The sequence below is a fragment of the Streptomyces sp. NPDC059679 genome (assembly GCF_042734105.1).
Taxonomy (GTDB): Bacteria; Actinomycetota; Actinomycetes; order Streptomycetales; family Streptomycetaceae; genus Streptomyces.
On the sequence record NZ_JBHWES010000003.1, the window covers coordinates 120,261 to 146,841 of the forward strand.

19 protein-coding genes and 1 pseudogene are annotated in these 26,581 nt (G+C 73.2%); 9 read left to right on the forward strand and 11 right to left on the reverse strand.

The genetic code is table 11. From position 1 onward, the window contains the following. Positions 1–397: 397 nt before the first annotated feature. Both ACFV2X_RS05450 and ACFV2X_RS05455 read right to left on the reverse strand, forming a co-directional pair. Positions 398–1,756 carry an SWF or SNF family helicase gene (locus ACFV2X_RS05450; RefSeq protein ID WP_385611735.1) on the reverse strand — a complete coding sequence of 453 codons (1,359 nt, stop codon included), beginning with the start codon at positions 1,754–1,756 and terminating at the stop codon, positions 398–400. Continuing rightward, on the reverse strand, positions 1,753–4,788 hold the full coding sequence (locus ACFV2X_RS05455) for a DEAD/DEAH box helicase (RefSeq protein WP_385611737.1): 3,036 nt from the start codon (positions 4,786–4,788) through the stop codon (positions 1,753–1,755). Before ACFV2X_RS05455 ends, ACFV2X_RS05450 begins: the two co-directional genes overlap by 4 nt. A 183-nt stretch (positions 4,789–4,971) precedes the next feature. Here ACFV2X_RS05455 and ACFV2X_RS05460 point away from each other — a divergent pair, with 183 nt between their 5' ends. Beyond that, positions 4,972–5,157 (forward strand): hypothetical protein, encoded by a 186-nt coding sequence (locus ACFV2X_RS05460; protein ID WP_089506083.1) that lies wholly within the window; start codon positions 4,972–4,974, stop codon positions 5,155–5,157. A gap of 385 nt (positions 5,158–5,542) precedes the next feature. Further along, entirely contained in the window at positions 5,543–9,616 is a 4,074-nt protein-coding gene (locus ACFV2X_RS05465; RefSeq protein ID WP_385611739.1) for a hypothetical protein, read from the forward strand. A gap of 72 nt (positions 9,617–9,688) precedes the next feature. Here ACFV2X_RS05465 and ACFV2X_RS05470 read toward each other — a convergent pair. From ACFV2X_RS05470 to ACFV2X_RS05480, 3 genes and pseudogenes are all read right to left on the reverse strand, one after another. Beyond that, positions 9,689–10,249, reverse strand: a pseudogene (locus ACFV2X_RS05470) (hypothetical protein); the annotation flags it as partial. 169 nt (positions 10,250–10,418) lie between these two features. Further along, positions 10,419–10,955 (reverse strand): PadR family transcriptional regulator, encoded by a 537-nt coding sequence (locus ACFV2X_RS05475; RefSeq protein WP_385611741.1) that lies wholly within the window; start codon positions 10,953–10,955, stop codon positions 10,419–10,421. A gap of 73 nt (positions 10,956–11,028) precedes the next feature. Continuing rightward, a complete protein-coding gene (locus ACFV2X_RS05480; protein WP_385611743.1) occupies positions 11,029–11,646 on the reverse strand; it encodes a class I SAM-dependent methyltransferase in 618 nt (205 codons plus the stop codon). A 210-nt stretch (positions 11,647–11,856) separates the two neighbouring features. On the opposite strand from ACFV2X_RS05480, the gene ACFV2X_RS05485 reads away from it, so the two are divergent. Next, complete coding sequence (locus tag ACFV2X_RS05485; RefSeq protein WP_385611746.1) at positions 11,857–12,291, forward strand: roadblock/LC7 domain-containing protein; 435 nt, start codon at positions 11,857–11,859, stop codon at positions 12,289–12,291. Between the two features lie 61 nt (positions 12,292–12,352). Next, positions 12,353–12,805 (forward strand): YbhB/YbcL family Raf kinase inhibitor-like protein, encoded by a 453-nt coding sequence (locus ACFV2X_RS05490; RefSeq protein WP_385611748.1) that lies wholly within the window; start codon positions 12,353–12,355, stop codon positions 12,803–12,805. A 112-nt stretch (positions 12,806–12,917) separates the two neighbouring features. Here ACFV2X_RS05490 and ACFV2X_RS05495 read toward each other — a convergent pair whose 3' ends face one another. Continuing rightward, positions 12,918–13,346 (reverse strand): PPOX class F420-dependent oxidoreductase, encoded by a 429-nt coding sequence (locus ACFV2X_RS05495; protein WP_043486269.1) that lies wholly within the window; start codon positions 13,344–13,346, stop codon positions 12,918–12,920. Between the two features lie 124 nt (positions 13,347–13,470). On the opposite strand from ACFV2X_RS05495, the gene ACFV2X_RS05500 reads away from it, so the two are divergent. Both ACFV2X_RS05500 and ACFV2X_RS05505 read left to right on the forward strand, forming a co-directional pair. After that, on the forward strand, positions 13,471–13,881 hold the full coding sequence (locus ACFV2X_RS05500; RefSeq protein ID WP_014174296.1) for a roadblock/LC7 domain-containing protein: 411 nt from the start codon (positions 13,471–13,473) through the stop codon (positions 13,879–13,881). A 202-nt stretch (positions 13,882–14,083) separates the two neighbouring features. After that, positions 14,084–15,058 (forward strand): DUF6397 family protein, encoded by a 975-nt coding sequence (locus tag ACFV2X_RS05505; RefSeq protein WP_385611752.1) that lies wholly within the window; start codon positions 14,084–14,086, stop codon positions 15,056–15,058. Here the strand turns inward: ACFV2X_RS05505 and ACFV2X_RS05510 are convergent. Continuing rightward, on the reverse strand, positions 14,995–15,855 hold the full coding sequence (locus tag ACFV2X_RS05510) for an acyl-CoA thioesterase (protein WP_385611755.1): 861 nt from the start codon (positions 15,853–15,855) through the stop codon (positions 14,995–14,997). The two genes, ACFV2X_RS05505 and ACFV2X_RS05510, sit on opposite strands and share 64 nt — an antisense overlap. Before the next feature lie 91 nt (positions 15,856–15,946). Beyond that, positions 15,947–18,460 carry a DEAD/DEAH box helicase gene (locus ACFV2X_RS05515; protein ID WP_385611757.1) on the reverse strand — a complete coding sequence of 838 codons (2,514 nt, stop codon included), beginning with the start codon at positions 18,458–18,460 and terminating at the stop codon, positions 15,947–15,949. Positions 18,461–18,634: 174 nt separating this feature from the next. Here ACFV2X_RS05515 and ACFV2X_RS05520 point away from each other — a divergent pair, with 174 nt between their 5' ends. Continuing rightward, positions 18,635–19,426, forward strand: coding sequence for a metal-dependent hydrolase (locus ACFV2X_RS05520; protein ID WP_385611760.1), 792 nt, complete (start codon positions 18,635–18,637; stop codon positions 19,424–19,426). 113 nt (positions 19,427–19,539) lie between these two features. On the opposite strand, the gene ACFV2X_RS05525 is transcribed toward ACFV2X_RS05520, so the two are convergent. Both ACFV2X_RS05525 and ACFV2X_RS05530 read right to left on the reverse strand, forming a co-directional pair. Beyond that, positions 19,540–21,321: an ABC transporter ATP-binding protein gene (locus ACFV2X_RS05525; protein WP_385611763.1), complete on the reverse strand. Its 1,782-nt coding sequence runs from the start codon at positions 21,319–21,321 to the stop codon at positions 19,540–19,542. Beyond that, positions 21,318–23,300 carry an ABC transporter transmembrane domain-containing protein gene (locus ACFV2X_RS05530; RefSeq protein ID WP_385611766.1) on the reverse strand — a complete coding sequence of 661 codons (1,983 nt, stop codon included), beginning with the start codon at positions 23,298–23,300 and terminating at the stop codon, positions 21,318–21,320. The genes ACFV2X_RS05525 and ACFV2X_RS05530 overlap by 4 nt, the downstream gene beginning before the upstream one ends. A 156-nt stretch (positions 23,301–23,456) precedes the next feature. Between ACFV2X_RS05530 and ACFV2X_RS05535 the strand changes: the two genes are divergently transcribed. Next, positions 23,457–24,191, forward strand: a complete 735-nt coding sequence (locus tag ACFV2X_RS05535) for a L,D-transpeptidase family protein (RefSeq protein ID WP_385611768.1) — start codon at positions 23,457–23,459, stop codon at positions 24,189–24,191. 71 nt (positions 24,192–24,262) lie between these two features. Here ACFV2X_RS05535 and ACFV2X_RS05540 read toward each other — a convergent pair whose 3' ends face one another. Next, entirely contained in the window at positions 24,263–24,916 is a 654-nt protein-coding gene (locus tag ACFV2X_RS05540; protein WP_089506070.1) for a phosphoribosyltransferase, read from the reverse strand. 250 nt (positions 24,917–25,166) lie between these two features. Here ACFV2X_RS05540 and ACFV2X_RS05545 point away from each other — a divergent pair, with 250 nt between their 5' ends. Next, entirely contained in the window at positions 25,167–26,567 is a 1,401-nt protein-coding gene (locus tag ACFV2X_RS05545) for a cation:dicarboxylate symporter family transporter (RefSeq protein ID WP_385611771.1), read from the forward strand. The last annotated feature ends 14 nt before the right edge of the window (positions 26,568–26,581 follow it).

A 26,581-nucleotide genomic window follows, 5' to 3' on the forward strand; every position in this document is an offset into this window, starting at 1 on the left:
CCGAGCACCACCGCCGCCACGGCGCCGACCAGCGCCTGGCGGCGGGCGCGTACGGCGGGCGCGTACGGCGGGCGCGTACGGCGGGCGGGCACGGCGGGCGGGCACGGCACGGCGCGGCGCCGGCGCTCAGGCGCACCGCCGAGCAGTGGGCGCCGCCCGGAGACGGCGGCCGCCAGTACCCGCGGCGTGGCCGGGCGGCGGGCCCCGCCGCGCCGTCGGGCTGCCCTCTGGCCGCCGCGGGCGGTCGACGGCTCAGCGCGCGCACCGCGTCGCGTGGGACGCGGCGCTGTCCCGGGTCGGCCAGAGGGCAGCGCGACGGCGCCCTGGTGGGAACGTCCCGTTCAGCGGCGGCCGCTGTCCCCTCGCGGGAGCAGCGGCCGCCGCTCGCGCGGCACCGTCAGCCCGTGGCCCTCGAACTCTCCGCCGGTGCCCCCGACGCCGCTGGCGCAGGCACCGCGTCAAGGGTCGCCAGCGCCGCCGCCGGGTCGTGGTTCGACGGCCCGGCCGGCCACCAGCGGCCGCGTTCCTTGCGGTACGGCCACCAGCGCCCGTCCCGGCCGTAGCGCAGCTGCACGTCCGTGCCGACCACCGTCCAGCGGTGGCCCGCCGCCCGCAGCCGCGGCGCCCGCTCCTCGCCCTCCCAGGCGACGGCGAGTGAGGCGCGGGCCCGCGCAAGTGCCTCGTCGGCCGGGGTCCACTCCTCCTCCAGGACGGCGAGCCCGGGAGGCCCGCCGTGCCCCCAGGCGCGTACGGCACGCGCCAGTTCGCCTCGGTCGCGGCCGCAGCCCGCGGCGAGACGGTCGGCGATACCGGCCGGAGGGCCGGCGGCGGCCAGCCGCACCGCGTCCTGCCAGAGTGTGAGCGGGTTCGGCAGCGGGGCCGTGGTGTGGCCGGGCGCCAGCGCCTCGGCCAGCAGCCGCTGGGCTCGTATCGCGGCGTCCGCCGCCAAGAACTCCAGCGCGGCGACGTCCAGCCCCGGCGCCGGGTCGCTGCCGCCGCTCAGCGCCGGCGGCCGACCGGGCTCGGACACGGCCGATGGGGGCGCGGGCAGCGGCGGCCGGGAGGCGGCCGCGGCGAACGCCTCCTGCGCCGACACGCCCTCCGGCGCGTGGCCCGCGCCCTCCTCCGCCGCGCCGTCCCGGGCGCGCCGCCCGGCGGCGCGCGCCACGCTGCGCACCTGGAGCTCGTCCAGGAGCTCGCGCTCCCCCCGGCCGCGCATCAGCAGCAGCACGAACGGGTCCTCGTCCAGCAGCCGGGCGACCTGGTAGCACAGCGCCGCGGTATGCGGGCAGTGGTCCCAGGCCTCGCATCCGCACTGCGGCTCCAGATCGCCGATCCCCGGGAGCAGTTCGACGCCCGCGGCCGCCGCGTCCTCCGCGAGCTGCGGGGGCATGTCCCGGTCGAGTAGGGCGGCGATATGCCCGGCCCGGTCGGCGACCACGTCCAGCAGCCGTTCCCACTCGGCGCCGGTCAACTCCTGCAGCAGCACATCGGAGCGGTGGGGCGTACGGTCGCGATCCCGTACCACCGCCGTGATCCGGCCCGGCCGTACGCACACCGCCCCGACCGCGCCCTCGCGGGCGTGTTTGCGCCCGCGCCCCAGCTGCTGCCCGTCGAGCGCCGTGTCCTCCAGCGCCTTCAGCCACGCCCGGCCCCACCAGGTGCGGGCGAAGCCGCGGCCGTGGGCGGGCGGCAGGGCCTCGAAGGTGCGCTCGCGCCCGTCGTACGCCGCCTGGCCGTCCCCGGTGTCGCTCATCGCTCGGTCCCCCTCAACTCCACGAGCTGTGCCAGCTCGGCATCGGTCAGTTCGGTGAGCGCCGCCTCCCCGGCGCCGAGCACCGCGTCCGCCAGTTCCCGCTTGCGCTCGAGCATCGCGGCGATCCGGTCCTCCACCGTGCCCTCGGCGATCAGCCGGTGCACCTGCACCGGCTGGGTCTGCCCGATCCGGTACGCGCGGTCGGTGGCCTGCGCCTCCACGGCCGGGTTCCACCAGCGGTCGTAGTGCACGACGTGCCCGGCCCGGGTGAGGTTCAGGCCGGTGCCCGCCGCCTTCAAGGACAGCAGGAACACGGGCACTCCGCCCTCCTGGAAGCGGTCCACGAGCTCCTGACGGCGCGCCACCGGCGTGCCGCCGTGCAGCAGCTGCGTGCCGATGCCGCGTGCCGCCAGATGGTCCTGGAGGAGGCGCGCCATCTGTACGTACTGGGTGAAGACGAGCACGCTCGCGTCCTCGGCGAGGATGGTGTCCAGCAGTTCGTCCAGCAGCTCCAGCTTTCCCGACCGGCCGGGGATGACGGGCCGGTCCTCCTTCAGATACTGCGCGGGGTGGTTGCAGATCTGCTTCAGGCCGGTCAGGAGCTTGACGATGAGCCCGCGCCGGGCCAGCCCGTCGGCGCCGGAGATCTCGGCCAGCATTTCGCGCACCACTGCCTCGTACAGCCCCGCCTGCTCCTTGGTGAGCGACACGGCGCGGTCCGTCTCGGTCTTCGGCGGGAGCTCGGGCGCGATGCCCGGGTCGGACTTGCGGCGCCTGAGGAGGAACGGGCGGACGAGCTTCGCCAGGCGGTCGGCGGCGGCCGGGTCGCTTCCGCTCTCGACGGCCTGGGCGTAGTGGGTGCGGAACCACCCGAGGCCGCCGAGCAGCCCGGGCGTCGTCCAGTCGAAGATCGCCCACAGTTCGGAGAGATTGTTCTCGATCGGCGTGCCGGTGAGCGCGACGCGCGCCCTGGCTCCGATGGTGCGCAGCTGCTTGGCGGTCGCCGAGTAGGGGTTCTTGACGTGCTGCGCCTCGTCGGCGACCACCAGACCCCAGCCCTTGGGCACCGCCTCGGCCAGCCGTAGCGCGTCGAGCCGCATCGTCCCGTACGTGGTGAGGACGAACTCCCCGTCCGCCAGGTCCTCCAGGGTGCGCGCGGCGCCGTGGAAGCGGCGCACCGGGGTGCCGGGCGCGAACCGTTCGATCTCGCGCTGCCAGTTCCCCAGCAGGGAGGCGGGCGCGACCACGAGGGTGGGCCCAGCGGCCTCGGGGACGGCCTGGCGGTGAAGGTGCAGGGCGATCAGGGTGATGGTCTTGCCAAGACCCATGTCGTCGGCGAGCGTGCCTCCGAGACCGAGCGATGTCATCCGGCTCAGCCAGCCCAGGCCCCGCAGCTGGTAGTCGCGCAGGGTGGCGGCCAAGCCCACTGGCTGGGTGACGGGTCCGTGCCGCGGGCCCTCGGGGTCGGCGAGACGGTCCCGTAGCGTGGCCAGCCAGCCGGCGGCCCGCACGTCGACGCCGGTGCCCTCGGCCTCGGTCCGGCCGGTCAGGACGGCGCCGAGCGCGTCGGCGGTGGTGATGTCGCGGTCCTTGCGGCCGCGGGCCCGGCGGACCGCCTCCGGGTCGATGACGACCCACTGGTCACGCAGCCGCACCACCGGGCGGGCGGCCTCGGCGAGCCGGTCCAGCTCCGCCCGGGTGAGCTCCTGGTCGCCGACGGCGAACCGCCAGCTGAAGCGGAGCAGCGCGTCGGCCGACAGATACGAGGGCATCGCGGATCCGGCCGGGTCCGGCCCTTCGCCGTCGGCACCGCCCTGCGGGCCGACGACGGCACGCGCGGTCAGCCCCCGCACCAGCTCCTTCGGCCAGTGGACCCGGACCCCCGCGGCGTCCAGCGCCTCGGCTGCCGGGCCGAGCAGTTCGACGACCTCCTCGTCGGCGAGGTCGAGCGCGTCGGGCACGGCGGCCGACAGCAGCGGTGCGAGCGGCGCCCAGGCGCGGGCGGCCCGTCGCAGCGTCAACAGCGCGTCCATGCGGGCGCGCGGTCCCAGGGCCGCGGCGGCTGCCGAGGTGCCCGCCCATACCTCGGCGGCGTCCGCCAGCAGGGCCGGGTCGGCCAGGCTGTGGAGTTGCAGGACGGCGCGGAAGCGGGGACCGGAGGGGGCTTTGCCGTTTCCGTCGCGGTGGTCGTTGTTGCGCTCGCCGTCGCCGCCGCCGCTGTCGTCGGTGAGGCCACCGCTGCCGGTGAGATCACCGTGCAGCAGCTCGATTCGCAGCGACAGCCGGACGCCGGCGTCGTGCCCGGCGGCGAGATCCGCCGCCCAGGCCCGTTGCGCGGGCAGGCGCTGCGGCTTGGCCGCGGCGAAGGCGGGGCCGCCGGCGGCCAGGGCCGCCGCGGGCGAGCGCGGCAGCCCGTCCGCGACCGCGTCGAGGAACGCGCGGATGTGCCGCTCCGGCTCCGGCAGGCGCAGCGGGTCGGTACCGGGCAGGGGTACGGCGTGGGCGGCCGGGGGCATGGCGGCGGCCAGGTCACGCACCCGCCGCAGATCCTCCTCGGCGAGCGGGCCGACGCGCCAGGCATCGTGGTCGGTGGCCGTGAGCCCGGGCAGCAGCCGTCCGCGGGCGGCGAGCTGGAGGGCTAGCACCGCGGCGGCGCCCCAGAAGGCCGCCGTGGGGTCGGCTTGGGAGGAGGGGGAGTGCGCGGCGCGTGCCCGGGCGCGGGTGAGCACCGGAAGCGCCTCGGCCAGGGGTAGGACGAGGGCCCGTACGGCGCGGATACGGACGCCCGGGCCGCCGTCGTCCCCGGCGTTTCCGTCATCACCGTCACCCCCGCCATCCCTGTCGTTCTCGGCGGCAAGGGCAGGGACCACGACAGTGATCTCTTCGGTGGTACCCGGGCCGGTGGGTTCCGGGCCGTCCGGCCGCCAGAAGGCGACGCGTCCGGTCCGCGCGGGATCGGCGGGGAGGAAGACGGTGGTACAGCGGCTGAGTTCGGCGATCTCGGAGGGCGTTGCCACGGTGGGTGGTGTCACGGAGCTGACGCATTCCTCAAACTTGACTAGTGGGAGCCGCCGAGGGTACCTGACGAGTGGCCCGGCCGGGCGGGGGTCCGGTGTGAAGCACCTCACCTGCATCCTTCGCACTCAGGAACCGCACGCCGTCGGTGTCCGTTGACAGAAGTGAAGCGGCATGAGCCGCGAAGGAGGCAGAGGGAGATGTCCAAGCGCGCTGTGGCCGTCGCCGGGGGTGCGGCGATAGGAGTGATCTTGCTGTGCCAGCTGCTGCCGTTCTGGGCGGCGGTCCTGGTGATCGTCGGTGTTCCCACACTGGCGTACCTGATGCTCGACCCCTCTCAGCGGCGCAGACTGCGCCGGGTGTCGCGCAAGGAGCTTGGGCGCTGACCGCGGCCGCGGCAGCCGCCCCGCCCGCCGGTGACCGGCGCCGCGCCATCGGGTTTGCCCCGATGGCGAATTCCCGGATGGAAACCGGGAGAAGGGGCGCGGCGGGAGACGGCGGACCGCGGCGTGGCGGAGCCGGACCGCCGGCCGGGCTCGGGGCCCGGGGTGACATGCGCCTGGGAGTGACCGCGCAACACCGATCGCGGGTGTCACCCGGACCCCGTCCATCCGCGCCGTGAAGGCCCGGCCGGCCCGGCGGTCCTCGTCGCCTCCGGTCGGCCCGCGGTCCGATGTTCCGTAAATGACTTGTGCCGTTGACCGGCGCCGGGCCATGATCCGCACCATGACGCATGGAAAGGACGGCCTCGCGATCTCTCGGTGATCGCCCATGGCCGCATACGGAACTCCTCAGCCGCTGACCCCTTCCTGGCTCCGGGCGCACTTCGACCCGCTGCCCTTCCCCGCCCGGATGAGCGCCCTGGCTCGCTACGCCCGCACGCTCTCCCCGGACGCCTACAGCGCCCTGCGTACCGCCCTCGACTCCTCCCCGGAGCCGGACGACCGGCACCTCGCGTTGTTTCTCGCCGCCGTCCGCCGCGACCTCGATGCCGTGGCAGCCGCTCTCGCCGACCCCCTGCTGCGGCGCCGCGCCCTGTCGGCGGCCATCCGGCTGCCGGTGCCCGAAGAGGCCCTGGGCCAACTCGCCTTGAGCGAGAGCCGTTCCGTACGGCATGAGACGTACCGCGTGCTGCGGGCCGGCCGGCGTACCGCGCTCGCCGACCGGCTGCTGCCGCGGGCGCACGCCGCGTACGGCCCCGCCGACGCCGCCCGTCTGCTCCCCGCCTGCTCACCCGGCGTGGCGGCCGAGTGGCTGCCTCGCCTCGACCCGCCGATCGGCGTCCTGCACACCCTTGCCCGCACCGCCCCGGCGGCCGTCGCCGCCCGGCTGGCGGCCGAGTACGAGGCGCGCGACGATTACGGTCGACGGCGACTGGCCCGCCGCCACCGCCTGTTGGCCGCCGTCGTGGCCGAACGCGACACCGACGCCGGGCTGCGGCTCTTCGAACGGGCGCCCACGCTGATCGACGGCCGCGGCGCGGTGGCGCTGCTGAGCAAGCCGCAGGAGGTGCTGGCGACCCTCCGGCGAGCCGCGTCCCGCGCCGACGGCGACGGGGCTGGCGGGGCGGAACGGACGCCGACCCTCCGGCTGCCCACCGGGCCGCTGCCCCGGCCCGTGCTGCGGGCACTGCGCTCCCTCACCCCCGAGGAACTGGCCGAACTGGCCGAAGCGGCCCAGGCGGGCGCCTGTGGCATCCGCTTGTACGGCCCCGACCGGCTCGACATCACCCCCGACCACCTCCTCACGCTCCTCCCCGCCGCGACACGGCGTCGCATCGTCGAAGCCCGCATCCCCGCGCGTGGCCTCGGCAGGAGGGCCCGCTACAAGGCCCTCGCCGCACTCGACCCGGCGGACCGGGCGGACCTTCTGCGCCCCGTTCTCGCCCGGCCGCACCGGTCGCCGACACTGCGCAACCAACTCGCCGCGGTGGCTCCGCTCGCCGACGCCGAGCCGATCCTGCTCGAGGCGGCGGCGGGCCACCGCCCCTACGAACGCGCCTACGCCTGGCGTGCCCTCCTCGCATGCGCCGAGCTGAACGCCGACCCCGCGGAATTCGCGCGGATCGTGGCAGCCTGCGAGCGGGCCTGGCACGACAGGGAGGAAGTACGGCGCGTCGCGCTGGAGCAGGTCGCCGGCGCGCCGCGCCGGATGCTGGCCGCGGTACCGCTGCGCGTGTTGCGCGACGCGGCGCTGACCACCGTCCACTCCCGCGATTCCACGCCAGCCACGGTCGCCGCCGCCGAACGGTGGCTGCGCCGAACCACGGAGAGCGCGGCGGCCCGGGGAGACGCCGAACGGGCGGCACAGACGGCCCGTCTGCTGTGTCAGGTCCTACGCGCCCCGCGCCGTCGCGGCCCGGTCGCGCCGCTGAGGCTCGATGCCCGGGCGGCGGCGGCCATCTGGGCCGGAACGGCCCCCGACCACCTCGGCGAAGCGATCGACCGCCCCTCGGCCCAGGGCGGCCGACCGAGCGGACCGGTTGGCCGATCGAGCGGACCGGTTGGCCGATCGAGCGGACAGGCGGCCCGACCGATCGGGCAGGCGGAGAGCCGCCTCCCCGCCTCCCGGCTCGTACCCCTCGCCGAACTCCTCGCGCCCCATCTCGCCGAACTCCCCACGCTGGATGCGCTGGTGGGACACACCGCGCTCGACGGGGAGGATCCCGGGACCGCCGCCCGCGCCGCCGCGGCATGGATCGCGGCCCCCGCCACGCGGGAGCGGCGCTGCGCCCAGCTGATCGCTTCTGACTCGTCGTTCGCCACCGTGGAACCGGTGCTGCGGACCCTGGCCGCCCGCCGTACCGATCTTTTGGAGGACGTGCTGCGCGCCGCCCGGCACGGGTTGCCCGGTCAGCTGTCGCGCCGCCCCGCCGACCGCTGGGTGCCGCGTCTGCCGCACTCCGTCACCGGCCGGTGGACCGCGCGGACACGGCGCCTGCTGGACACCCACCTCGCGGCGGTGGCCGCCGACGACGAGGCTCCGCCGCGCGCCCGCGCCGAAGCCGCGGCCCTGCTGCGCGACCCGGCGCTCCTGGCAGACCTGGCGTCCAGTGCGCCGCAGCCCGTGGCCGCGGCGGCGCTGACCGCACTGGGCGAAACCGCGGCGCTCGGTGCCTACTTCGACCGCCCGCCAAACGCCCACCAGAACGACCGGCGCGGCCCGGCCGACACGCTGAGCGGCGACACGCCCGACCGCGCTGCGGCCGACCCGGTCGTCGCGGAAGCGCATGTGCCTGGTGGCGATGGGGTGGGTGTCGAGGTGCCCGGTGAGGTCGTGGGTGATGCCCGTGCCGTCGGAGCAGGCGGGCCTGAGCCGGTCCGGCCCGATGCCTCGGAGCCGGGCATGGCTGACCGGGACACGTCTGCTCCTGGCGCGCCTGGCCGCGGCGCCGCCGGTCCGGGTTCGCATGACTCCGTCACGCGCGAGGCGTCTGGCCGGGAGCAAGCTCGCCGCGCCGAGTTCGGTCCGGCGGAAACTCGAGTGGCCGGTGGCGACGGGTCCGGCGTCGAGCCGCCCGGTGGGGACACCGTCATCCCTCGCCCTGCTGGCCCAGGCGCGTCCGGGCCGCAGATCGCTGACCGGGACACGCCCGTCGCCCCTCACAAGTCCGGCCGGGCGGCCCCCGACGTCGTTCTTTCTCTTCTCCTCCAACACGCCGGAACCGGCGGAGCACGGGGGCGGGCGGCGATGGCAGGGGTGCGGCGCCTTCTGGGGGGCGTGTCCGATCGGAGGGCCGTCGCACTCCTCGCACCCGCCGTGCGCTCGGTGTCGACGCCGGTCGGCAGCCGTAAGGAGGCCGTCCGCGCTCTGGCCGAGCTGCCCGGCGACGCGGCGTTCGCCGCGCTGCTCGCGGCCTGGGACGAGCCGGGGCAGCACCGGGACGTGCGGGTGGTGCTCGTACCACCGCTCCTCGCCCGGGTCGGCGCGCCGGGCGTGGCAGACCGGCTGACGGAGTATCTGTACGAGCCCGCCGTCCGCGACGCGGTGATCGTGAGCGATCCGGAAGCGGCGGGGATCCGTGCTCGCTCGGCGTACGCGTCCTTCCTCGCCGACGTGGTCCGCACCGGGGACGACGAGGCGGCCCGGGCCGCCTGCGCCGCGCTGCCGCACTGCCTGGTTGCCGGGGCGACCGGGACGTTCGAGGAAGGGACTGGCGCGCTGGCGGCGGCCGCCGTGGCTACGAACCGGCCGTCAAATGTGTGGCGCGCCGCGGTGGACGCGCTCGGGCGTGTCCCTGGAGAAGAGGGAGCCTCCGCCCTGCGCGGCGTGCTCGAGACCTTGGTCGCACGGACACGCAGAGACACCGACACCGGCATCGACGACAGGGCGAGCGGACGAGGCGAACGCGCCGACGTGCTGCGGCGGCTCGCCGGGTGCGGGTCCGCCGTCATCAACCGGCTCGCCGAAGGGACGGCCGGTGAACTCTCGCCGGGCGACGCCGTGGTGGACGCGCTCCTGGCCGCCGGGCTGCGCCGCGAGGCCACCGGCGCCTTGGTGAGCGTTGCCTGTGCCGCCCTGCGCGCGGGTGACCCCGGCCTCGGCCGCTGGGAGCGCTATCTCTCGCTGGTCCGGGAGGGGCCGGACCGCCTGCGCTTCGACGACTACGTTGCGTTCGATCACGACGACGAGCATGTGCGGGCGGCGGTGCTCACCGTCATCGGCGTGGTGCGCGAGCGCGGCGACGCAGCGGGTGGGCTGACGGCGCTCGCCTTGGTGAAAGGGATGGGCGTCAGGAGCGGCTGGCCGGACCTGTGGCGGGCGGAGATCGACGAGCTATGTAGGCACCCCGACCCGGATACGGCCGAGGCGGCCCTCCTCGTCGATCCACACCGCCGCTGGTGACACGAGACAAGGGGCGGCGGTCCGCGACCGGGGGCAGCGCCACGGCCGGCGGGCCCCGGACCCGACGCCGCCTCAGCCAGGCCGTACGGCCAGTTGGTCCAGTGCCGTCAGCAGGCCCGGCAGCTCCGGGCCGCGGCCGACCGGCAGTACCTCTCCCGGCGCGTCGTCCATCAGCACGAACGCGATGTCATCCGTGCGGGCCACGATGCTCCAGCCGGGCCCGTCGGCCCGCAGGGTCCGCGCGTCGCCTGAGGCGAAGGCGGAGCGGACGCGGCCGAGCGGCGGGGGCGCGTTCAGGTATCCGCGCACCTCCTCCAGTACGCGTCGCACACCCCCGTGCGGCTTCTCGCCGGGAGACACGAACGTGACGTCGCTGACGACCTGTTCGCGCCACAGCGCCCACTGCGGCGCGATCTCGTCCGCGCCCAGCCGCCGCTGCGCCGGGCCCCACCGTTCGGTGTTCGGCGGGGCGAGCGGCGGCGTGGCCGCCTCCCCGCCCTGCGGGCCGGGTCCGGGGTCGTGCGGCGCGGGGACGCCCGGCGCGGCGACGGCCACCGCGAGCGGCCAGCCGGGGAGGGAGACGACTACCGTGCGCTCGTCGATGGCCAGGTCGTGTTCCATCCCGCAGTCCCACCTACAGCGCGTCGTCGTCCGAGCCGTCACTGGCGGGTACGGCAGCCTCCTCTTTTGCGGTACCGGAACCCGGAGGCAACGCGCTGTGCGGCGCACCTTGACCAGCCAGTAGCCACGGCGTCGAGACTTTGTGCGCGGATGCGGATCGGGCCTGTCGGCCGCACCGACGTCAGACGCCGCCGGTCGCCCGCAGCGAGTCCAGGGTGCGGCGCAGCCAGGACTGTTCGGCCTGGTTGGTGGCGCGGGCGATGGTGAGGATGCCGCGCCGGAACGGGTCCTCGATCTCCTCGGCGCGCAGCGGCCGGTCGTCGTCGTAGAAAAAGCTCGTGGGTTGCCGCAGAAACGCCAGCCGGCGCTCCAGCACTCTCGCCTGGGCTGCCGGGCCCTCCAGGTGCCGCAGAAACGCGAGCACGGTGAACCACCGGTTCTCGTCGGTGATATCGGTCTGTGCCGGCTCCGTAAGGCGGCGACGGAGCTCGGCTCGGCCCCCGGCGGTCAGGGTCAGCACGTGCCGTGGCGCGGCACCCGTGCCCGGCTGGGTCTCGCGGGCCAGCAGCCCGGCCATCTCCAGACGCTTGATCGCCGGGTACAGCGTGCTTTCGGCCACGGGTTTGACGTGCCCGGTCAGCGCGGCGATTCGCTTGCGCAGCTCATAGCCGTGCAGCGGCGTGTCGCAGAGGAAGCCCAGGATGGCGAGTTCCAGCATGTGCGCATTGTTCCGCAAGGACGCTGTATCTCGACCTCGGGATACAGCGGCGGCGATGCATGATTCTGTCTGCTCAGCCCTGACGGACCGCGAGGGCCAGGAAGCGCGTGTCCCGGTCCGTGTACGAGGTCAGCTGCCAGCCCGAACGGGCCAGCAGCGGGCGCAGGTTGGGCTCGGCCCGCAGATCGTCGGGGGTGATCGGGCGGCCCTTCCGGGCGGCGAGCGCGGCCCGTCCCACGGGGTGGAACAGCGCGAGCCGGCCCCGGGGGCGCACCACCCGGGCGAGCTCCCGCAGTCCCGCCTCGGGCTCGGGAAGGTGGGAGATGAGCCCGGCGCCGAACACCGCGTCCAGACAGCCGTCGCGCAGCGGCAGCCTGGTGACGTCGGTGAGGGCGAGCGCCGCGTCCCGGTGCCGGTCGGCGCGGATGGCGGCCGACAGCATCGCGGGCGTGGCGTCGGCGCCGAGGACCGTTCCGGTGGGGCCGACGGCGGCGCGCAGTGCGGGCAGGGCGCGGCCGGTACCGCAGCCGGCGTCGAGCACCGTGTCCCCGGGGCGCAGGCCGAGGTCGGCGACGGCCGCGGCGTAGGCGGGGCCGTCGTCGGGGAAACGGGTGTCCCAGTCGGCGGCCCGCGGAGTGAAAAAATCCCGGACCTCGGCCAGGCGGTCGGCGGGGGTGTGCTGGTGGCTCATACGACTCCTCGGGCGGGCCGGATCTGAAGGTAGCTGAGGGAAAAACCCCTGAGCGACAACCCGGATAGTGTGCATGTTCGGGCATCGGCCGATCGTTCTGTCATCTGTCCCTGTCAAATTCCAGCATCTTCCGAATGCGCCCCCTGCGCGCGCCCCCTCCCGGCTAGCGTCCCTGGGCCATGGGACAGCTCCCGACAGAAGGAGAGGGCCATGACCGAGCACCGCAGAATCGCCGCCCGCTTCCCGGACGGCCTCGACTGCCTTCTGGACGATCTGGTGGTCCGCGTCGGGGACGTACGACACGCCGTCGTACTGTCCGGTGACGGAGCGACGGTGAGCGCTTCCCGCGGGCTCAACCGCCGTGACGCCGAGCAACTGGCCGCCGTCGCCTCCGGCTTCCACGGCCTCGCCGTCGGTGCGGCGCGCCGCCGGGCGCGCGGTGCGGCGCGCCAGACCATGGTGGCGTTGGAAGCCGGGAACCTGTTCGTCGTGGCGGCGGGCGAGGGCTCGTACCTGGCCGTCCTGAGCGCGGCCACGGCCGACCCGGCGCTGATCGCTTCCGAGACGGCCCGACTCGTCGAGCGGGTCGAGGAGCATCTGCGCGCCCACCCGCGCCTCCCGGAGACCCCGGCCGCCCCCGCCTGACCGGGCGCGGCTGAGGGCGGCCGGCCGCTTGGCCGCCCTCCACGCGGGTACTCGCCTGCTCATGGCTGGAATCGAGCTCAACAGCGCCGCGTTCGACGACCACGACCGGATCCCCCGCCGGTACACCAAGGACGGGGAAGACCTCTCGCCGCCGCTGACCTGGTCCGGCGTCCCCGCCGGCACGGCTGAGCTGGCCCTGCTGTGCGAGGACCCGGACGCTCCGTCCGGGTCGTTCGTCCACTGGCTGGTCACCGGCATCGCCCCCGCCAGCGGCGGAGTGGGCAGCGGACGGACGCCCACGGGCGGCGTGCCGCGCACCAACGGATACCACCAGGAGGGCTGGGGCGGGCCGCACCCGCCCGCGGGTGATCAGCCGCACCGGTATTTTTTCCGGCTGTACGCCCTACCCGAACCGCTGGTCCTCCCCGACGAGCCGTCGGCCGACGAGGTGCACCGCGCCGTCGACCGCAGCCAGCTCGCGAGCGGCACGCTGGTCGGCCTCTACCAGCGCTGAGTCACCTGTCCCAAGCCTTGGTACCTGATGTCCCAGGCCCTGAACCGGCTGCCCCTACTCCCAGCCCTCGTCGAAGGCCCGTCGGGGAGCGATGGGTTTCGGCCGAATCCGGCTAGTCGGCGACGTCGGCGAGAGCGATGACTTTCTCGATGCGGACCCGCACCAGCAGCTCGCCCGGGACGCCATTGCGGGCGCCGTACTGCTCCGCAAGGTCCTCACCCATGTACCGAGCCGCGATCCGGGTGGCCCAGTCGCGGACCTCCTCCAGCCGGTCGCTCAGCTCGGCGCGCCCCTGCAAGGTGACGAACGAGAACGGGGGCCGGTCGTCGTCCACACAGAGGCTGACCCGCCCGTCGCGGGCCATGTTGCGCCCTTTGACGGTGTCCGCGCCCGTGTTGAAGACGATGTCGTCGCCGTCGAGCAGGAACCACACGGGCGCGATATGCGGGCTGCCGTCGGCCCGCACGGTCGACAGCTTCGCCGTGTGGGTGCCCTCCGAGATGAACTTCTGCCACTGATCCTTGGTCATTTTCCGTGCCATGTCTCCATCTTGTGTCAAGCGGCGCACATCGGCGCGCCGACAGGCGGGCCGGGTTGCCCGGAGAGCGGCAGTGAGAAAGGCTTGCCCGGCAGCTGTGGTGGTTGGCCGGACGGGGAGGAACGGTATGGCACTCAGCAAAGGGCTCGATTGGCTGCTGGACGATCTGACGGAGCGGATCGCACAGATACGGCATGCCTTGGTGCTCTCGAACGACGGGCTGGTCACGGGCGCCAGCTCCACGCTCGTGCGGCAGGATGCCGAACATCTTGCCGCCGTCGCCTCGGGGTTACACAGCCTGGCCAAGGGGTCCGGGCTTCACTTCCGCACGGGGCGGGTGCGGCAGACGATGGTCGAATTCGAGGAGGGGGTGCTGTTTGTGACGGCCGCCGGGGACGGCAGCTGTCTGTGCGTGCTCAGCGGTCCGGACGCCGATGTCGGTCAGGTCGCGTACGAGATGGCGCTGTTGGTCAACAGGGTGGGGGAGCACCTGGGGGTCGAGGCGAGACAGGAGAGCGGGGCGCCAAGCGGACTGTGAGCGGAAGTTATCCACAGGCCTGACGGGCGGTCTCGCTCAGCGGCTACAGTCGTCACTGTCAGTGATCGACCAGTCGCGGGGGAGGACCGTCGTGGTAGTGGGGGACCGTCAGAAGGCGCTTCAAGAGTCGTATCAAACGCTTCAAGAGTCGCCTCGGACATCGCCGCCTCGGACATCGCGTCAGAAGCCGAGGAAGAGTCCGGTGCCGCCGGTGCCGGGCGGGGGTGAGGAGACCGTCGCGTTCGACAGAGCCGCCAGGGAGCTGGGCCTCAAGCGCGGAGAGTTCGAGCTGGCTGTGCAGCTGGGCGAGGTGCGTACCGTCGCCGTGGGCGCCATGGGGCGCCGGGTGGCGCGTGCGGAGCTGCTTCGGCTCGCGGCTGCCAAGGGCTTCCCGAGCGCGTTGCGCGCCCGGCTGCGCGTGGTGGGCACGGCCGGGGGAGCCGAGCTGCTCGGCATCAGCCAGGGCCGGTTCACCCGCCTGGCGCGCGGTGGCTTCTTCACTCCGGTCCGCTTCTATGTCAACCGGTACCGGGCCGTGGTGTGGCTGTATCCGGCCGCGGAGCTCGGCGCCTTCGCCGAGCGGGAGCCCGCCTTGTTGACCGGACGTATCCCGGCCGGGCTGCGCGCCACCCTCGACGAGGGGGAGGATCAGCGGGTCGCCAGATGGCGCCGCCGCCGCGTCGAGCAGTTGCTCGCCCTGACCGACGACCCCTGGGCGCGGGCCGCGGTATGGGCCGCGCTGCTGACCCCGGCCGAGCTGGACGCGGTCGTCACCGACCCGGCCGAGCGGGCGTGTCTGCGTGAGCTGATGCCCCGGCTCGCCCCGGTGGCCGCGGGGACCGGCCCGGCGGCGGAGGTGACCGCCGCCCTGGTGGCGGCGGACGACCCCGCGGAGATCCGGCGCTGCCGGGCCGCGCTGGAGACCTGTGTACGGGACGCCCGCGAGGCGCGCCCCATCCGGCCACCCGTCCAGCCGCCCGTCCCGCTGCCGACCAAGGTGGCGGAGTCGCCGGGGAGCGAGCCCGCCCCGCCTCCCGCGCGGTCGCGCAGGCGCCCGCTCTGGCGCCGCCTCGTCCGTGGGCGCCGAAGTGCGGCGGACGGCCCCACGGCTGCCTACAGGGGGCGGAAGAGCCCTTCCTGCACCACGGAGACGAGCAGCCGGCCGGCCCGGTCGTAGATCCGGCCGCGGGCCAGCCCGCGACCGCCGGTGGCGATCGGCGACTCCTGGTCGTAGAGGAACCACTCGTCGGTGCGGAACGGCCGGTGGAACCACATGGCGTGGTCCAGCGAGGCCATGTCGAAGCCGCGGCGGCCCCACAGCGGCTCCACCGGTACCCGCACCGCGTCCAGCAGCATCATGTCGCTCGCGTAGGCGAGCGCGCAGGTGTGCACGAGCGGGTCGTCGCCGAGCGGGCCGACCGCCCGCATCCATACAGCGCTGCGCGGCTCGGCGCCCTCGAGCTCCTGGGCCGTCCAGCGCAGCCGCTCCACATACCGGATGTCGAAGGGCTGACGGCGCGCCATTCTCTCGAGCGACTCGGGGAGCGCCCCGAGGTGCTCGCGGATCTCGTCGGCGAGCTTCGGCAGGCTCTCCGGCTCAGGCACCTCGGGCATCGGCAGCTGTTGTTCGATGCCCGGCTCGGGAAGATGGAAGGAGGCAGTCAGATTGAAGATCGTCCGACCCTGCTGGACGGCGACGACCCGGCGCGTGGTGAAGGAGCGACCGTCGCGGACGCGCTCCACCTGGTACACGATCGGCACCCCCGGCCGCCCCGGGCGCAGGAAGTACGCGTGGAGCGAGTGCACCGGGCGCTGCCCGTCGGTGGTCCGTCCCGCGGCCACCAGCGCCTGCCCGGCCACCTGCCCGCCGAACACCCGCTGCAGCGACTCGTCGGGGCTGAGGCCCCGGAAGATGTCCAACTCGATCTGCTCCAGGTCCAGCAGATCGACCAGGCGCTCGGCGGGATTGGTCATCGGTGGTGCTCCTTCACTGGTGGTGCTCACAGCGGGGCCGGGCCCCGCTCGTTCGGGCCCCGCCTGTTCCGGGGCCGTGACGCCTGGGAGGCTACAGCTGCCCCACCGCGGTGATCCGCACCACCGCCCGGCCCTCCTCGTCGGAGGCCGCCAGGTCGACCTCCGCCGAGATGCCCCAGTCGTGGTCACCGTTCGGGTCGTCGAAGGTCTGCCGCACCCGCCACAGCCCGTGCTCCGGCTGCTCCTCGATCTGCAGCAGCTTCGGGCCGCGCGCCTGCGGGCCGGTGCCCAGGTCCTCGTACTCCTCCCAGTACGCGTCCATCGCCGTCGCCCACGCGTCCTCGTCCCAGCCGGAGTCGGCGTCCATCTCGCCGAGCTCGGCCACCTTGTCCAGCGCGGCGAGCTCGACCCGGCGGAACATCGCGTTGCGCACCAGGACGCGGAAGGCGCGCGCGTTCGCGGTGACCGGCCGGACCTGGTCGGCGCGCTCCTGAGCCTCCTCCGCGGACTCCTCCTCGGGGTTCGCCAGCTGTTCCCACTCGTCCAGCAGGCTGGAGTCGACCTGCCGCACCATCTCGCCGAGCCAGGCGATGATGTCCTGGAACTCATCGGACTTCAGATCGTCCGGCACGGTGTGGTCCAGGGCCTTGAAGGCGCTGGCGAGGTAGCGCAGCACGATGCCCTCGGTCCGCGCCAGGTCGTAGTACGAGGTGAACTCGGTGAACGTCATCGCGCGTTCGTACATGTCGCGGATCACCGACTTGGGCGACAGCGGGTGGTCGCCGACCCACGGGTGACTCTTGCGGTAGAGGCCGTAGGCGTGGAAGAGCAGTTCCTCCAGCGGCTTGGGGTACGAGACGTCCTGAAGCCGCTCCATGCGCTCCTCGTACTCGACGCCGTCCGCCTTCATCGCGGCCACCGCCTCGCCCCGGGCCTTGTTCTGCTGGGCCGCCAGGATCTGCCGTGGATCGTCCAGGGTCGACTCGACGACCGAGACCATGTCCAGGGCGTAGGAGGGGGATTCGGGTTCCAGGAGCTCGAAGGCGGCGAGCGCGAAGGTGGACAGCGGCTGGTTCAGCGCGAAGTCCTGCTGCAGATCCACCGTCAGCCGTACGGTCCGCCCCTCGGCATCGGGTTCCTTGAGCTGCTCCACCACGCCCCCGTCCAGCAGCGAGCGGTAGATCGCGATGGCGCGGCGGATATGGCGCAGCTGGTTCTTGCGTGGCTCGTGGTTGTCCTCGAGGAGACGTCGCATCCCCTCGAAGGGGTTGCCCGGCCGGGCGATGACCGACAGCAGCATCGCGTGGGTGACCCTGAAGCGAGAGGTGAGCGGTTCGGGCTCGGAGGCGATCAGCTTTTCGAAGGTGTTCTGTCCCCAGCTGACGAACCCTTCGGGCGCCTTCTTGCGTACCACCTTGCGCCGCTTCTTCGGATCGTCCCCGGCCTTCGCCAGCGCCTTCTCGTTCTCGATGACGTGCTCAGGTGCCTGCGCCACGACAAAGCCGGCGGTGTCGAACCCGGCCCGCCCGGCGCGGCCGGCGATCTGGTGGAACTCCCTGGCCCGCAGCGTCCGCACCCGCTGGCCGTCGTACTTCGTCAGCGCGGTGAACAAGACCGTGCGGATCGGCACGTTGACGCCCACGCCCAAGGTGTCCGTACCGCAGATGACCTTCAGCAGCCCGGCCTGCGCCAGCTTCTCCACCAGCCGCCGGTACTTCGGCAGCATCCCGGCGTGGTGCACTCCGATACCGTGCCGCACATAGCGGGACAGGTTCCGGCCGAACTTGGTGGTGAACCGGAAGTTTCCGATGAGCGCCGCGATCTCGTCCTTCTCCGCCCGCGTGCACATATTGATGCTCATCAGGGCCTGGGCCCGCTCCACCGCGGCCGCCTGGGTGAAGTGCACGATGTAGACGGGCGCCTGCCGGGTCTCCAGCAGCTCGGTCAGCGTCTCGGTCAGCGGCGTGACGCGGTACTCGTAGCTCAGCGGCACGGGCCGGGTCGCGGACCGCACCACCGAGGTGGGCCGCCCGGTGCGCCGGGTCAGGTCCTCCTCGAACCGGGTCACATCGCCGAGCGTCGCCGACATCAGCACGAACTGGGCTTGGGGCAGCTCGAGCAGCGGGATCTGCCACGCCCAGCCGCGGTCCGGCTCCGCATAGAAGTGGAACTCATCCATGACCACTTGACCGATGTCGGCGTCCTTGCCGTCCCGCAGGGCGATGGACGCCAGCACCTCAGCCGTGCAGCAGATCACCGGCGCGTCCGCGTTGACCGACGCGTCGCCCGTGAGCATCCCGACGTTCTCGGTGCCGAAGATCTTGCACAACTCGAAGAACTTCTCCGAGACGAGCGCCTTGATCGGTGCGGTGTAGAAGGTGACCTCGTCCCGGGCGAGGGAGGCGAAGTGGGCGCCCGCTGCCACCAGGCTCTTGCCGGAGCCGGTGGGGGTGGACAGGATGACGTTCGACCCGGACACCACCTCGATCAGCGCTTCCTCCTGGGCGGGGTAGAGCGAGATGCCCCGCTCCTCGACCCACGTGGAAAACGCCTCGAAAAGGGCGTCGGGGTCGGCTTCGCTCGGCAGCTGATCGATAAGAGTCACGCCCCTATACTGCCTGCTTTCCCGCGTCGGCCGGGAACCGGCTGCTGGGACGAAGATCGTCCGCCGCTAGGCTGTGCCTGGCGAGTGGGCCGAAGGGGCGCATCGAGCCCTGGAGAACTTCCCAACAGACAGACCCGCGCATGCGCGGGCACGAACAGGGGCGGGGATAAGACCATGATGGGACCGGCGCATTCGCTGTCCGGGGCGGCAGCCTGGCTGGGGGTGGGCGCGGCGGCTGCGGCTGCGGGCCATGAGATGCCCTGGCCGGTGCTGGTCGTCGGCGCTCTGATCTGCGCCGGGGCGGCGCTCGCCCCCGATCTGGACCACAAGGCCGCGACGATATCCCGCTCGTTCGGGCCGGTCTCCCGGGGCCTGTGCGAGGTGGTCGACAAGCTCTCGCACGCGGTCTACAAGGCGACCAAGAAGCAGGGCGACCCGCGTCGCTCCGGTGGCCACCGCACCCTCACCCACACCTGGCTGTGGGCGGTGCTGATCGGCGCGGGCGCCTCGGCGCTCGCGATGATCGGCGGCCGCTGGGCGGTGCTCGCGATCCTCTTCGTCCATATGGTGCTGGCCGTCGAGGGGCTGCTGTGGCGCATGGCGCGGGTCTCCAGCGATGTGTTGGTGTGGCTGCTCGGCGCCACCAGCGCCTGGATCCTCGCCGATGTGCTGCACAAGCCGGGCAACGGCGCCGACTGGCTGTTCACCGAGCCGGGTCAGGAGTATTTGTGGCTCGGCCTGCCGATCGTCCTGGGGGCCCTGGTACACGACATCGGGGACGCGCTCACCGTCTCCGGCTGCCCGATCCTGTGGCCCATACCGATAGGCCGCAAGCGGTGGTACCCGGTCGGGCCCCCGAAGGGGATGCGTTTCCGGGCGGGCAGCTGGGTCGAGTTGAAGGTGCTGATGCCGGCCTTCATGGTGGTGGGCGGCCTGAGCGGCCTCGGCGCCCTCGGCATCATCTGACCCCGTGGCCCGGCGGCGTGGGCTGACTGCGTGACCTGGCGGCTGCCCCTGCGACCCGGCGGCTGCCCCTGTGACCCGGCGGCGCGGAGCGAGCCGCGCCGCCGGGGTGGTCTCTACTGGTGCCAGGAGCGCCACAGCGCCGCATAGGCGCCGCCCGCAGCGACGAGTTCGTCGTGGCTGCCCAGCTCGCTGATCCGCCCCTGCTCGACCACCGCGATCAGGTCCGCGTCATGCGCGGTGTGCAGCCGGTGAGCGATGGCGACCACGGTCCGGCCCTCCAGCACCCGGCCCAGGGACCGCTCCAGGTGTCGCGCCGCCCGCGGATCGAGCAGCGAGGTGGCCTCGTCCAGGACGAGCGTATGCGGATCGGCCAGGACCAGCCGGGCCAGAGCGATCTGCTGAGCCTGCGCCGGGGTCAATGCCAGCCCGCCCGACCCGACCTCGGTGTCCAGACCGTCCTCCAGCGCCCGCGCCCAGCCGTCGGCGTCCACCGCGCTCAGGGCCGCCCACAGCTCGGTATCCCGCGCGGAGGTGCGGGCCAGCAGCAGATTGTCGCGCAGCGACCCCACGAAGACATGGTGCTCCTGGTTGACCAGCGCCACATGCTCGCGCACCCGCTCGGCCGGCATCTGCGCCAGCTCCGCGTCGCCCAGGGTCACCGTGCCGGTCCGGGGCGCGTAGATCCCGGCGAGCAGCCGGCCCAGGGTGGACTTGCCCGCGCCGGACGGTCCGACCAGGGCCAACCGCGTCCCGGGCCGTACCCGCATGGTCACCCCGTGCAGCACATCGCTGTCCGCCCGATATCCGAACCGCACCTCGTCCGCCCGCACCTCCCGGCCGCCGGGCGCCACCGTGTCGTCGGCCGAATCCGGCTCGATCTCCCGCACCCCCACCAGCCGGGCCAGCGACACCTGCGCCACCTGCAGCTCGTCGTACCAGCGGAGAATCAGCCCGACCGGCTCCACCAGCATCTGGGCCAGCAGTGCGCCCGTCGTCAGCTCGCCGACCGTCATCCAGCCATGCAGCACAAAGGCGCCGCCGATCATCAGGACCGACCCGGTGATCAGCGAGTACGTCACATTGATCACAGGGAAGAGCACGCTGCGCAGCCAGAGTGTGTACCGCTCCCACGCGGTCCATTCGCGGATCCGGCGGTCGGACAGTGCGGTCCGCCGGTCACCCAGCCGCTGCGCCTCGATGGTCCGCCCGGCGTCCACCGTCTCGGTGAGGGACGAGGCCACCGCCGCGTATCCGGCGGCCTCCGAGCGGTAGGCGCTCGGGGCCCGGCGGAAGTACCAGCGGCAGCCGATCACCAGCACCGGGAGCGCGATCAGCACCGCCAGCCCGAGCGGCGGCGCCGTCACGGTCAGCGCGCCGAGCAGCAGCACCGTCCACACGACCCCGATGGCCAGCTGGGGCACCGCCTCGCGCATCGCGTTGGCCAGCCGGTCGACGTCGGTGGTGATCCGGGACAGCAGATCGCCGGTCCCGGCCCGCTCCAGCACGCTCGGCGGTAGGCCCACCGACCGTACGAGGAAGTCCTCGCGCAGATCCGCCAGCATCCTCTCGCCCAGCACCGCGCCGCGCAGCCGCACCATGCGGACGAACGCGGTCTGCACCGCGAGCGCCACCGCGAACAGCGCGACGGCGCGTCCGATGTGCAGTTCACGCTCTCCCGCCGCAAGGTCCTCGACCAGCCCGCCCAGCAGCTGCGGGCCGACCATGGAGGCGATCACGGCGGTCGCGTTCACGGCCATCAGCACGGCGAAGGCCGTTCGGTGCCGCCGCAGCAGCTCTCGGACGTAGTCCCGCACGGTTGCGGGGGTGCCGACCGGCAGTGTCGTCGCCGACTGCGGTGCGGCGGGGTCATAGGCCGGTGGGGCCACTCCGATCATGCCGACTCCCCGATCTTTCCGATCTGCCCAGCGGCCCCGCGCCCCGAGGCGTCGTGCCCCGTGGCCCCGTAGCCGGCCCCGTTCCCGTCCCGGTCCGTTTCCAGGTCTGCCTCAGCCGGTTCATCCGGCTCGTCCGGTTCGCGCGTCACCACCGCGCGGTATGCGTACTCGGTGCCCAGCAGTTCGCGGTGCTGCCCCGCGGCGGCCGCCTTGCCGTCCCGTACGAACACCACCCGGTCGGCCCGGTCCAGCAGCAGCGGGCTGGAGGTGAAGACCACGGTGGTCCGCCCCGTCCGTAGCCGCCGCAGGCCCTGCGCGACACGCGCCTCGGTGTGCGAGTCCACCGCGGACGTCGGCTCGTCGAGCACCAGCACCTCGGGGTCGGTCACCAGAGAGCGGGCCAGCGCCAGCCGCTGTCGCTGGCCACCCGACAGGGAGCGGCCGCGCTCGGTGATCCGCGCGTGCAGCGGGTCCGCCTCGCCCGAGCCGCCCACCGACGCCTGGGCGAGCGCATCCAGCACATCGCCGCACTGCGCCGCCTCCAGCGCCTCCGTCACCGTGACCGCCCCCGAGCGGGGCACATCGAGCAGTTCGGCGAGCGTGCCCGACAGGAGCACCGGATCCTTGTCCTGGACCAGCACGGCCCGGCGCGCCGAGGCCAGCGGCACCTCGTCCAGCCGAACGCCGCCCAGCAGCGCCGACGGCGTCCGCCCGGACTCCGACTCCGCCGCGCCGCCGCCGGCCTCGCCCTCGGCCTTGTCGTCCTCGCCCTTGTTGTCCCCGTCGTCCGGAGCGTGCCCGCCGAGCCGGTCGGCCAGCCGTCCCGCCAGGTCCGGGTCGCCGCACACCACCGCGGTCAGCTGTCCGGCGGGTGCGAGCACTCCGCTCGCCGGGTCGTACAGATCGCCACCGAACCTCTCCCCGCCGGCCCCGTCCGCCCCGTCGGCCGCCGCCCCCGCGCCGGGGCCCTCGGCGCCGTACGAGGAGCGCCGCAGCCCCAGTACCCGGGCGGCGCGCCGCGCCGAAGGCCGGGAGAAGGAATACGCCATCGCGATCTCTTCGAAGTTTCTCAACGGGAAGAGCAGAAAGGTCACCGCGCTGTAGACCGTCACCAGCTCGCCCACCGAGATCTGCCCCTCCCGGGCGAGCGTCGCCCCGTACCAGACGACTCCGATCATCAGCAGCCCCGGCAGGGCGACCTGCACCGCGGCGATCAGCGCCCACATACGGGCGCTGCGCACCGCCGCCGTCCGCACCTCCTGCGAGGCCCGCCGGTAGCGGTCGAGGAACAGCTCCTCGCCCCCGATGCCGCGCAGCACCCGCAGCCCCGCCACGGTGTCCGAGGCCAGCTCGGTCGCCCGGCCGGCCTTCTCCCGCTGCTCGTCCGCCCGTCGCGTGGCCCGGGGCAGCAGCGGAAAGACCGCCAGCGCCAGTGCGGGCACGCCGAGGGCCACCACCATCCCCAGCGCCGGCTGATAGACGATCAGGGCCACACACACCCCGACGGTGGTGATCGCGGCCGCCGTAAAGCGGGACAGCGCCTCCACGAACCAGCCGATCTTCTCCACATCGCCGGTGGAGACGGCCACCACCTCGCCCGCCGCCACCCGCCGCGTCAGCGTCGAGCCCAGCTCGACCGCCTTGCGCGCCAGGAGCTGCTGTACCCGCGCCGCCGCCGTGATCCAGTTGGTGATCGCCGCCCGGTGCAGCATGGTGTCGCCGAGCGCGGTGAGCGCGGTCAGTCCGGCGATCAGCCCGCCGGCCAGCGCCAGCCGCCCGCCCGAGCCGTCCACGACCGCCTGGACACCAAAGCCGATGGCCACGGGGAAGGACACCAGGGCGGCCATGTGCAGCAGACCCCACAGGGCGGACTTCACCTGCCCGCCCAGTTGATTTCTGCCCAGCCACCACAGGAAGTGGGGTCCTGATCGGACGTCGGGTAGGCCGGGATCGGGGTACGGAAGATCGCGAATGTGCATGACGTCCCAGGGTTCGGGCGGGGTGACGGGCAGGCAGGAGCCGTGAAAGACTCGCGCCCCACCCCCGCGGCATTCAACTGGTTTTTCCGCGCCGGGACCCGGAACACGCCAATCCCGCGTGCGTCGCCACGACGCGGAAGTGGGACGATGGGGCACATGCGAATTTCCGGCACGACGTCCATGCGTGCGGCGGCCGCCACCGGCGCCGCCCTCATCCTCCTGACGGCCTGCGGCGGCGCGGGCGGGGACGGCGACAAGAGCGGTGGCCAGGGCAAGCAGGCGCTGCGCAGCTCCGCCCCCGTGTCGGATCCCACGCGCATCCCGAAGGTGGGCGACGCCCTCCAGTCGAAGATCCCGGCCGACTCGCGCCAGGTCGTCGCGGTCTACGGGAATGGCGTGAACTCCGCGGACGCGACCGTGGTGCTCTATACGAAGCAGGGCAAGAAGTGGGAGCGGGCCCGCAGTTGGGCCGCGCACAACGGCAAGCGCGGCTGGACGACCGGCCATCACGAGGGCGACAAGCGCAGCCCGGTCGGCGTCTACTCGCTCAGCGACGCGGGCGGTGTGCTGCCGGATCCCGGCGCCCGGCTGCCGTACAACCAGGCCGCCGCCTTCGCCGCCCCGCACTACTGGCCCAAGACCCACTGGCACGACTTCGACTACGTCATCGCCATCGACTACAACCGCGTCAAGGGCACCTCACCGCTCGATCCGACCCGGCCTCAGGGCCAGAGCAAGGGCGGTTCCATCTGGCTGCACATGGACCACGGCAGCGGCACCTCGGCGTGTGTGAGCATGCCCAAGTCCGGTATGGAGTACCTGCTGAAGAACCTCGACCCCGCGCTGCACCCCGTCGTGGTGATGGGGGACAAGGCCCACCTGGCCGCGTGAGCCAAGGGCCGGGTGTGACGGAATGGCCGTCACACCCGGCCTGGCAGCGGGTTTGGATGGGTTTGGACCTCTCATCGCGGGACGAGGGAGGCCCGCAGCACATCGATCACCTCGTCGTCGCGGACCTGCGCGAAGTCCTCGTACCACAGGCCGACCGCCTGGAACGGGTCGGGCTGGTCCAGGCACACCAGGTCGTCGACCTCCGGCCGGACCGCCGCCGCGGCCTCCCGTGAGCACACCGGCACCGCGAGAATCACCCGGGCGGGCTCGCGATGGCGTACGGAGCGCAGCGCGGCCCGCGCGGTGACTCCGGTGGCCAGCCCGTCGTCCACCACGATCACCGTGCGGTCCCGCAGGTCCGCCGAGGGGCGCCCACGGCGGTACAACTGCTCGCGGCGGCGCAGCTCGGTGCGCTCTTCCCGGGCCCGCGGGGCGAGCTGGGCCGGCGTCAGGTCGAGCAGGGCCAGCGCCCCCTCGTCATACAGCGGCGGATCGTCCCCGGCGAGGGCGCCGACGCCCAGTTCTGGGTTGAACGGGGCGCCGATCTTCCGGGCCACGAGCACGTCCAACGGCACCTGCAGCGCCTGGGCGACCTCGTCCGCCACCGGCGCGCCGCCCCGGGGCAGCGCCAGCACCACGGGATTCCTCAACCGCTCGCCCCGCGGCGGCTCGCGCAGCCGCTCGGCCAGCTTCCGCCCGGCTTGCCTCCGGTCGCGAAAACGCATCGTCCCGCCTCTCCCTTCCGCCCCTTCCGCGGCCATCCTTCGCGTCTGTGCGGCCGTCCCTTGCGTCGGCCCCCTGGGGCAGGTCCGCTCGGCTCCTCGCTCCTGAGTTCCCGTCGGCCGGGGCGGTAAGCGCGGACAGGATTTTCACCGTTGTTACACCGGGCCCTTCCGTAGGCGATCACGCTCCGCCATAGTGACGCATCGCGGAATTTACTTTCCGCATCTCAGAAACTAGCTCGGAGGTGTCCACGTGCCGCTCGCCGCACCATCCCTTCCCCTGCGCGCCCTGAGACTGCTGCGCACCTCGCTGTTCACGCAGGTCGCCTGCGCCCTCGTACTCGGAATCGCCGTCGGGCGGCTGTGGCCGGACGTGGGGACGGCCGTTCAGCCGCTCGGCGACGGATTCGTGCGTCTGATCAAGGCGGTGATCGCCCCGCTGGTCTTCTGCGTCGTCGTCGCCGGGATCGCCAAGGCCGGGGACCTCAAGGCGTTCGGGCGGATCGGGCTCAAGGCGCTCATCTGGTTCGAGGTGGCCACCACCGTGGCGCTGCTCCTCGGTCTGCTGGCGGCCAATCTGGTCAGCCCCGGCACGGGTATGCATGTCGACCCCGCCACGCTCGACTCCTCAGCCGTCGACGACAAGACCGGCGGCGGACATCTGCCCTCGACCTCCCAGTTCATCCTGGACGCGCTGCCGGATAGCGCCATCGGCGCCTTCGCCCAGAACTCCCTGCTCCAGGTCCTCGTGCTGGCCTGTCTGGTGGGCGCGGCCCTGCTCCACCTGGGCAAGACGAAGGTGCCCGCGATCCTGCCGGCCATCGAACAGGCCCAGGAGGTCGTCTTCGCGATCGTCGGCTTCATCATGAGGCTCGCCCCGCTGGCGGTCTTCGGCGCCATGGCGCATCTCGTCGGCCAGTATGGGATGGGGGCCCTGACGACGTACGGGAAGCTGATCGCGCTCTGCTACGGCGTCGCTCTGCTCTTCCTGGCGGTGCTCGGCGTGGCCCTCAAAGCGATCACCGGGCTGAGCTTGTGGAAGTTCGTCAAGTACACCCGCGAGGAGATGCTGCTGGCCCTCGGCACCGCCTCCAGCGAGACCGTTCTGCCGCGGGTGATGCAGAAGCTGCGCGCGGCCGGGTGCCGGGACGACGCGGTCGGGCTCGTGCTCCCCACCGGATACTCTTTCAACCTCGACGGCGCCTCCATCTATCTGTCCATCGGCACGCTCTTCATCTCCCAGGCGGTCGGTGTGGACCTGAGCCTGGGTCAGCAAATCACCGTCGTCCTCGTGCTGATGCTCACCAGCAAGGGCATGGCGGGCGTGCCCGGTTCGGCCTTCCTGGCGCTCTCAGCGACGGCCTCGGCCCTCGGAGTGATCCCCGCGGCCGCCGTCGCGCTGCTGCTCGGCGTGGACCGGATCATGGACTCGATGCGGGTGGCGACCAATCTGCTCGGCAACTGTGTCGCCGTCTTCGCCGTCTCGCGCTGGGAGGGCGCGCTGGACATGGCGAAGGCCAAGCGTGTGCTCGACGGTGAGCGGACGGTCGTCGAAGAGGAGGCCGCGGCCGAGGCTGCTCCGGACACGGACACGGACACGGACGCGGACACGGCGGCCGCCCCGCCCGCGGGGTCCCCCGCGTCGGGGCACTGAGCCGGGCGCACGGG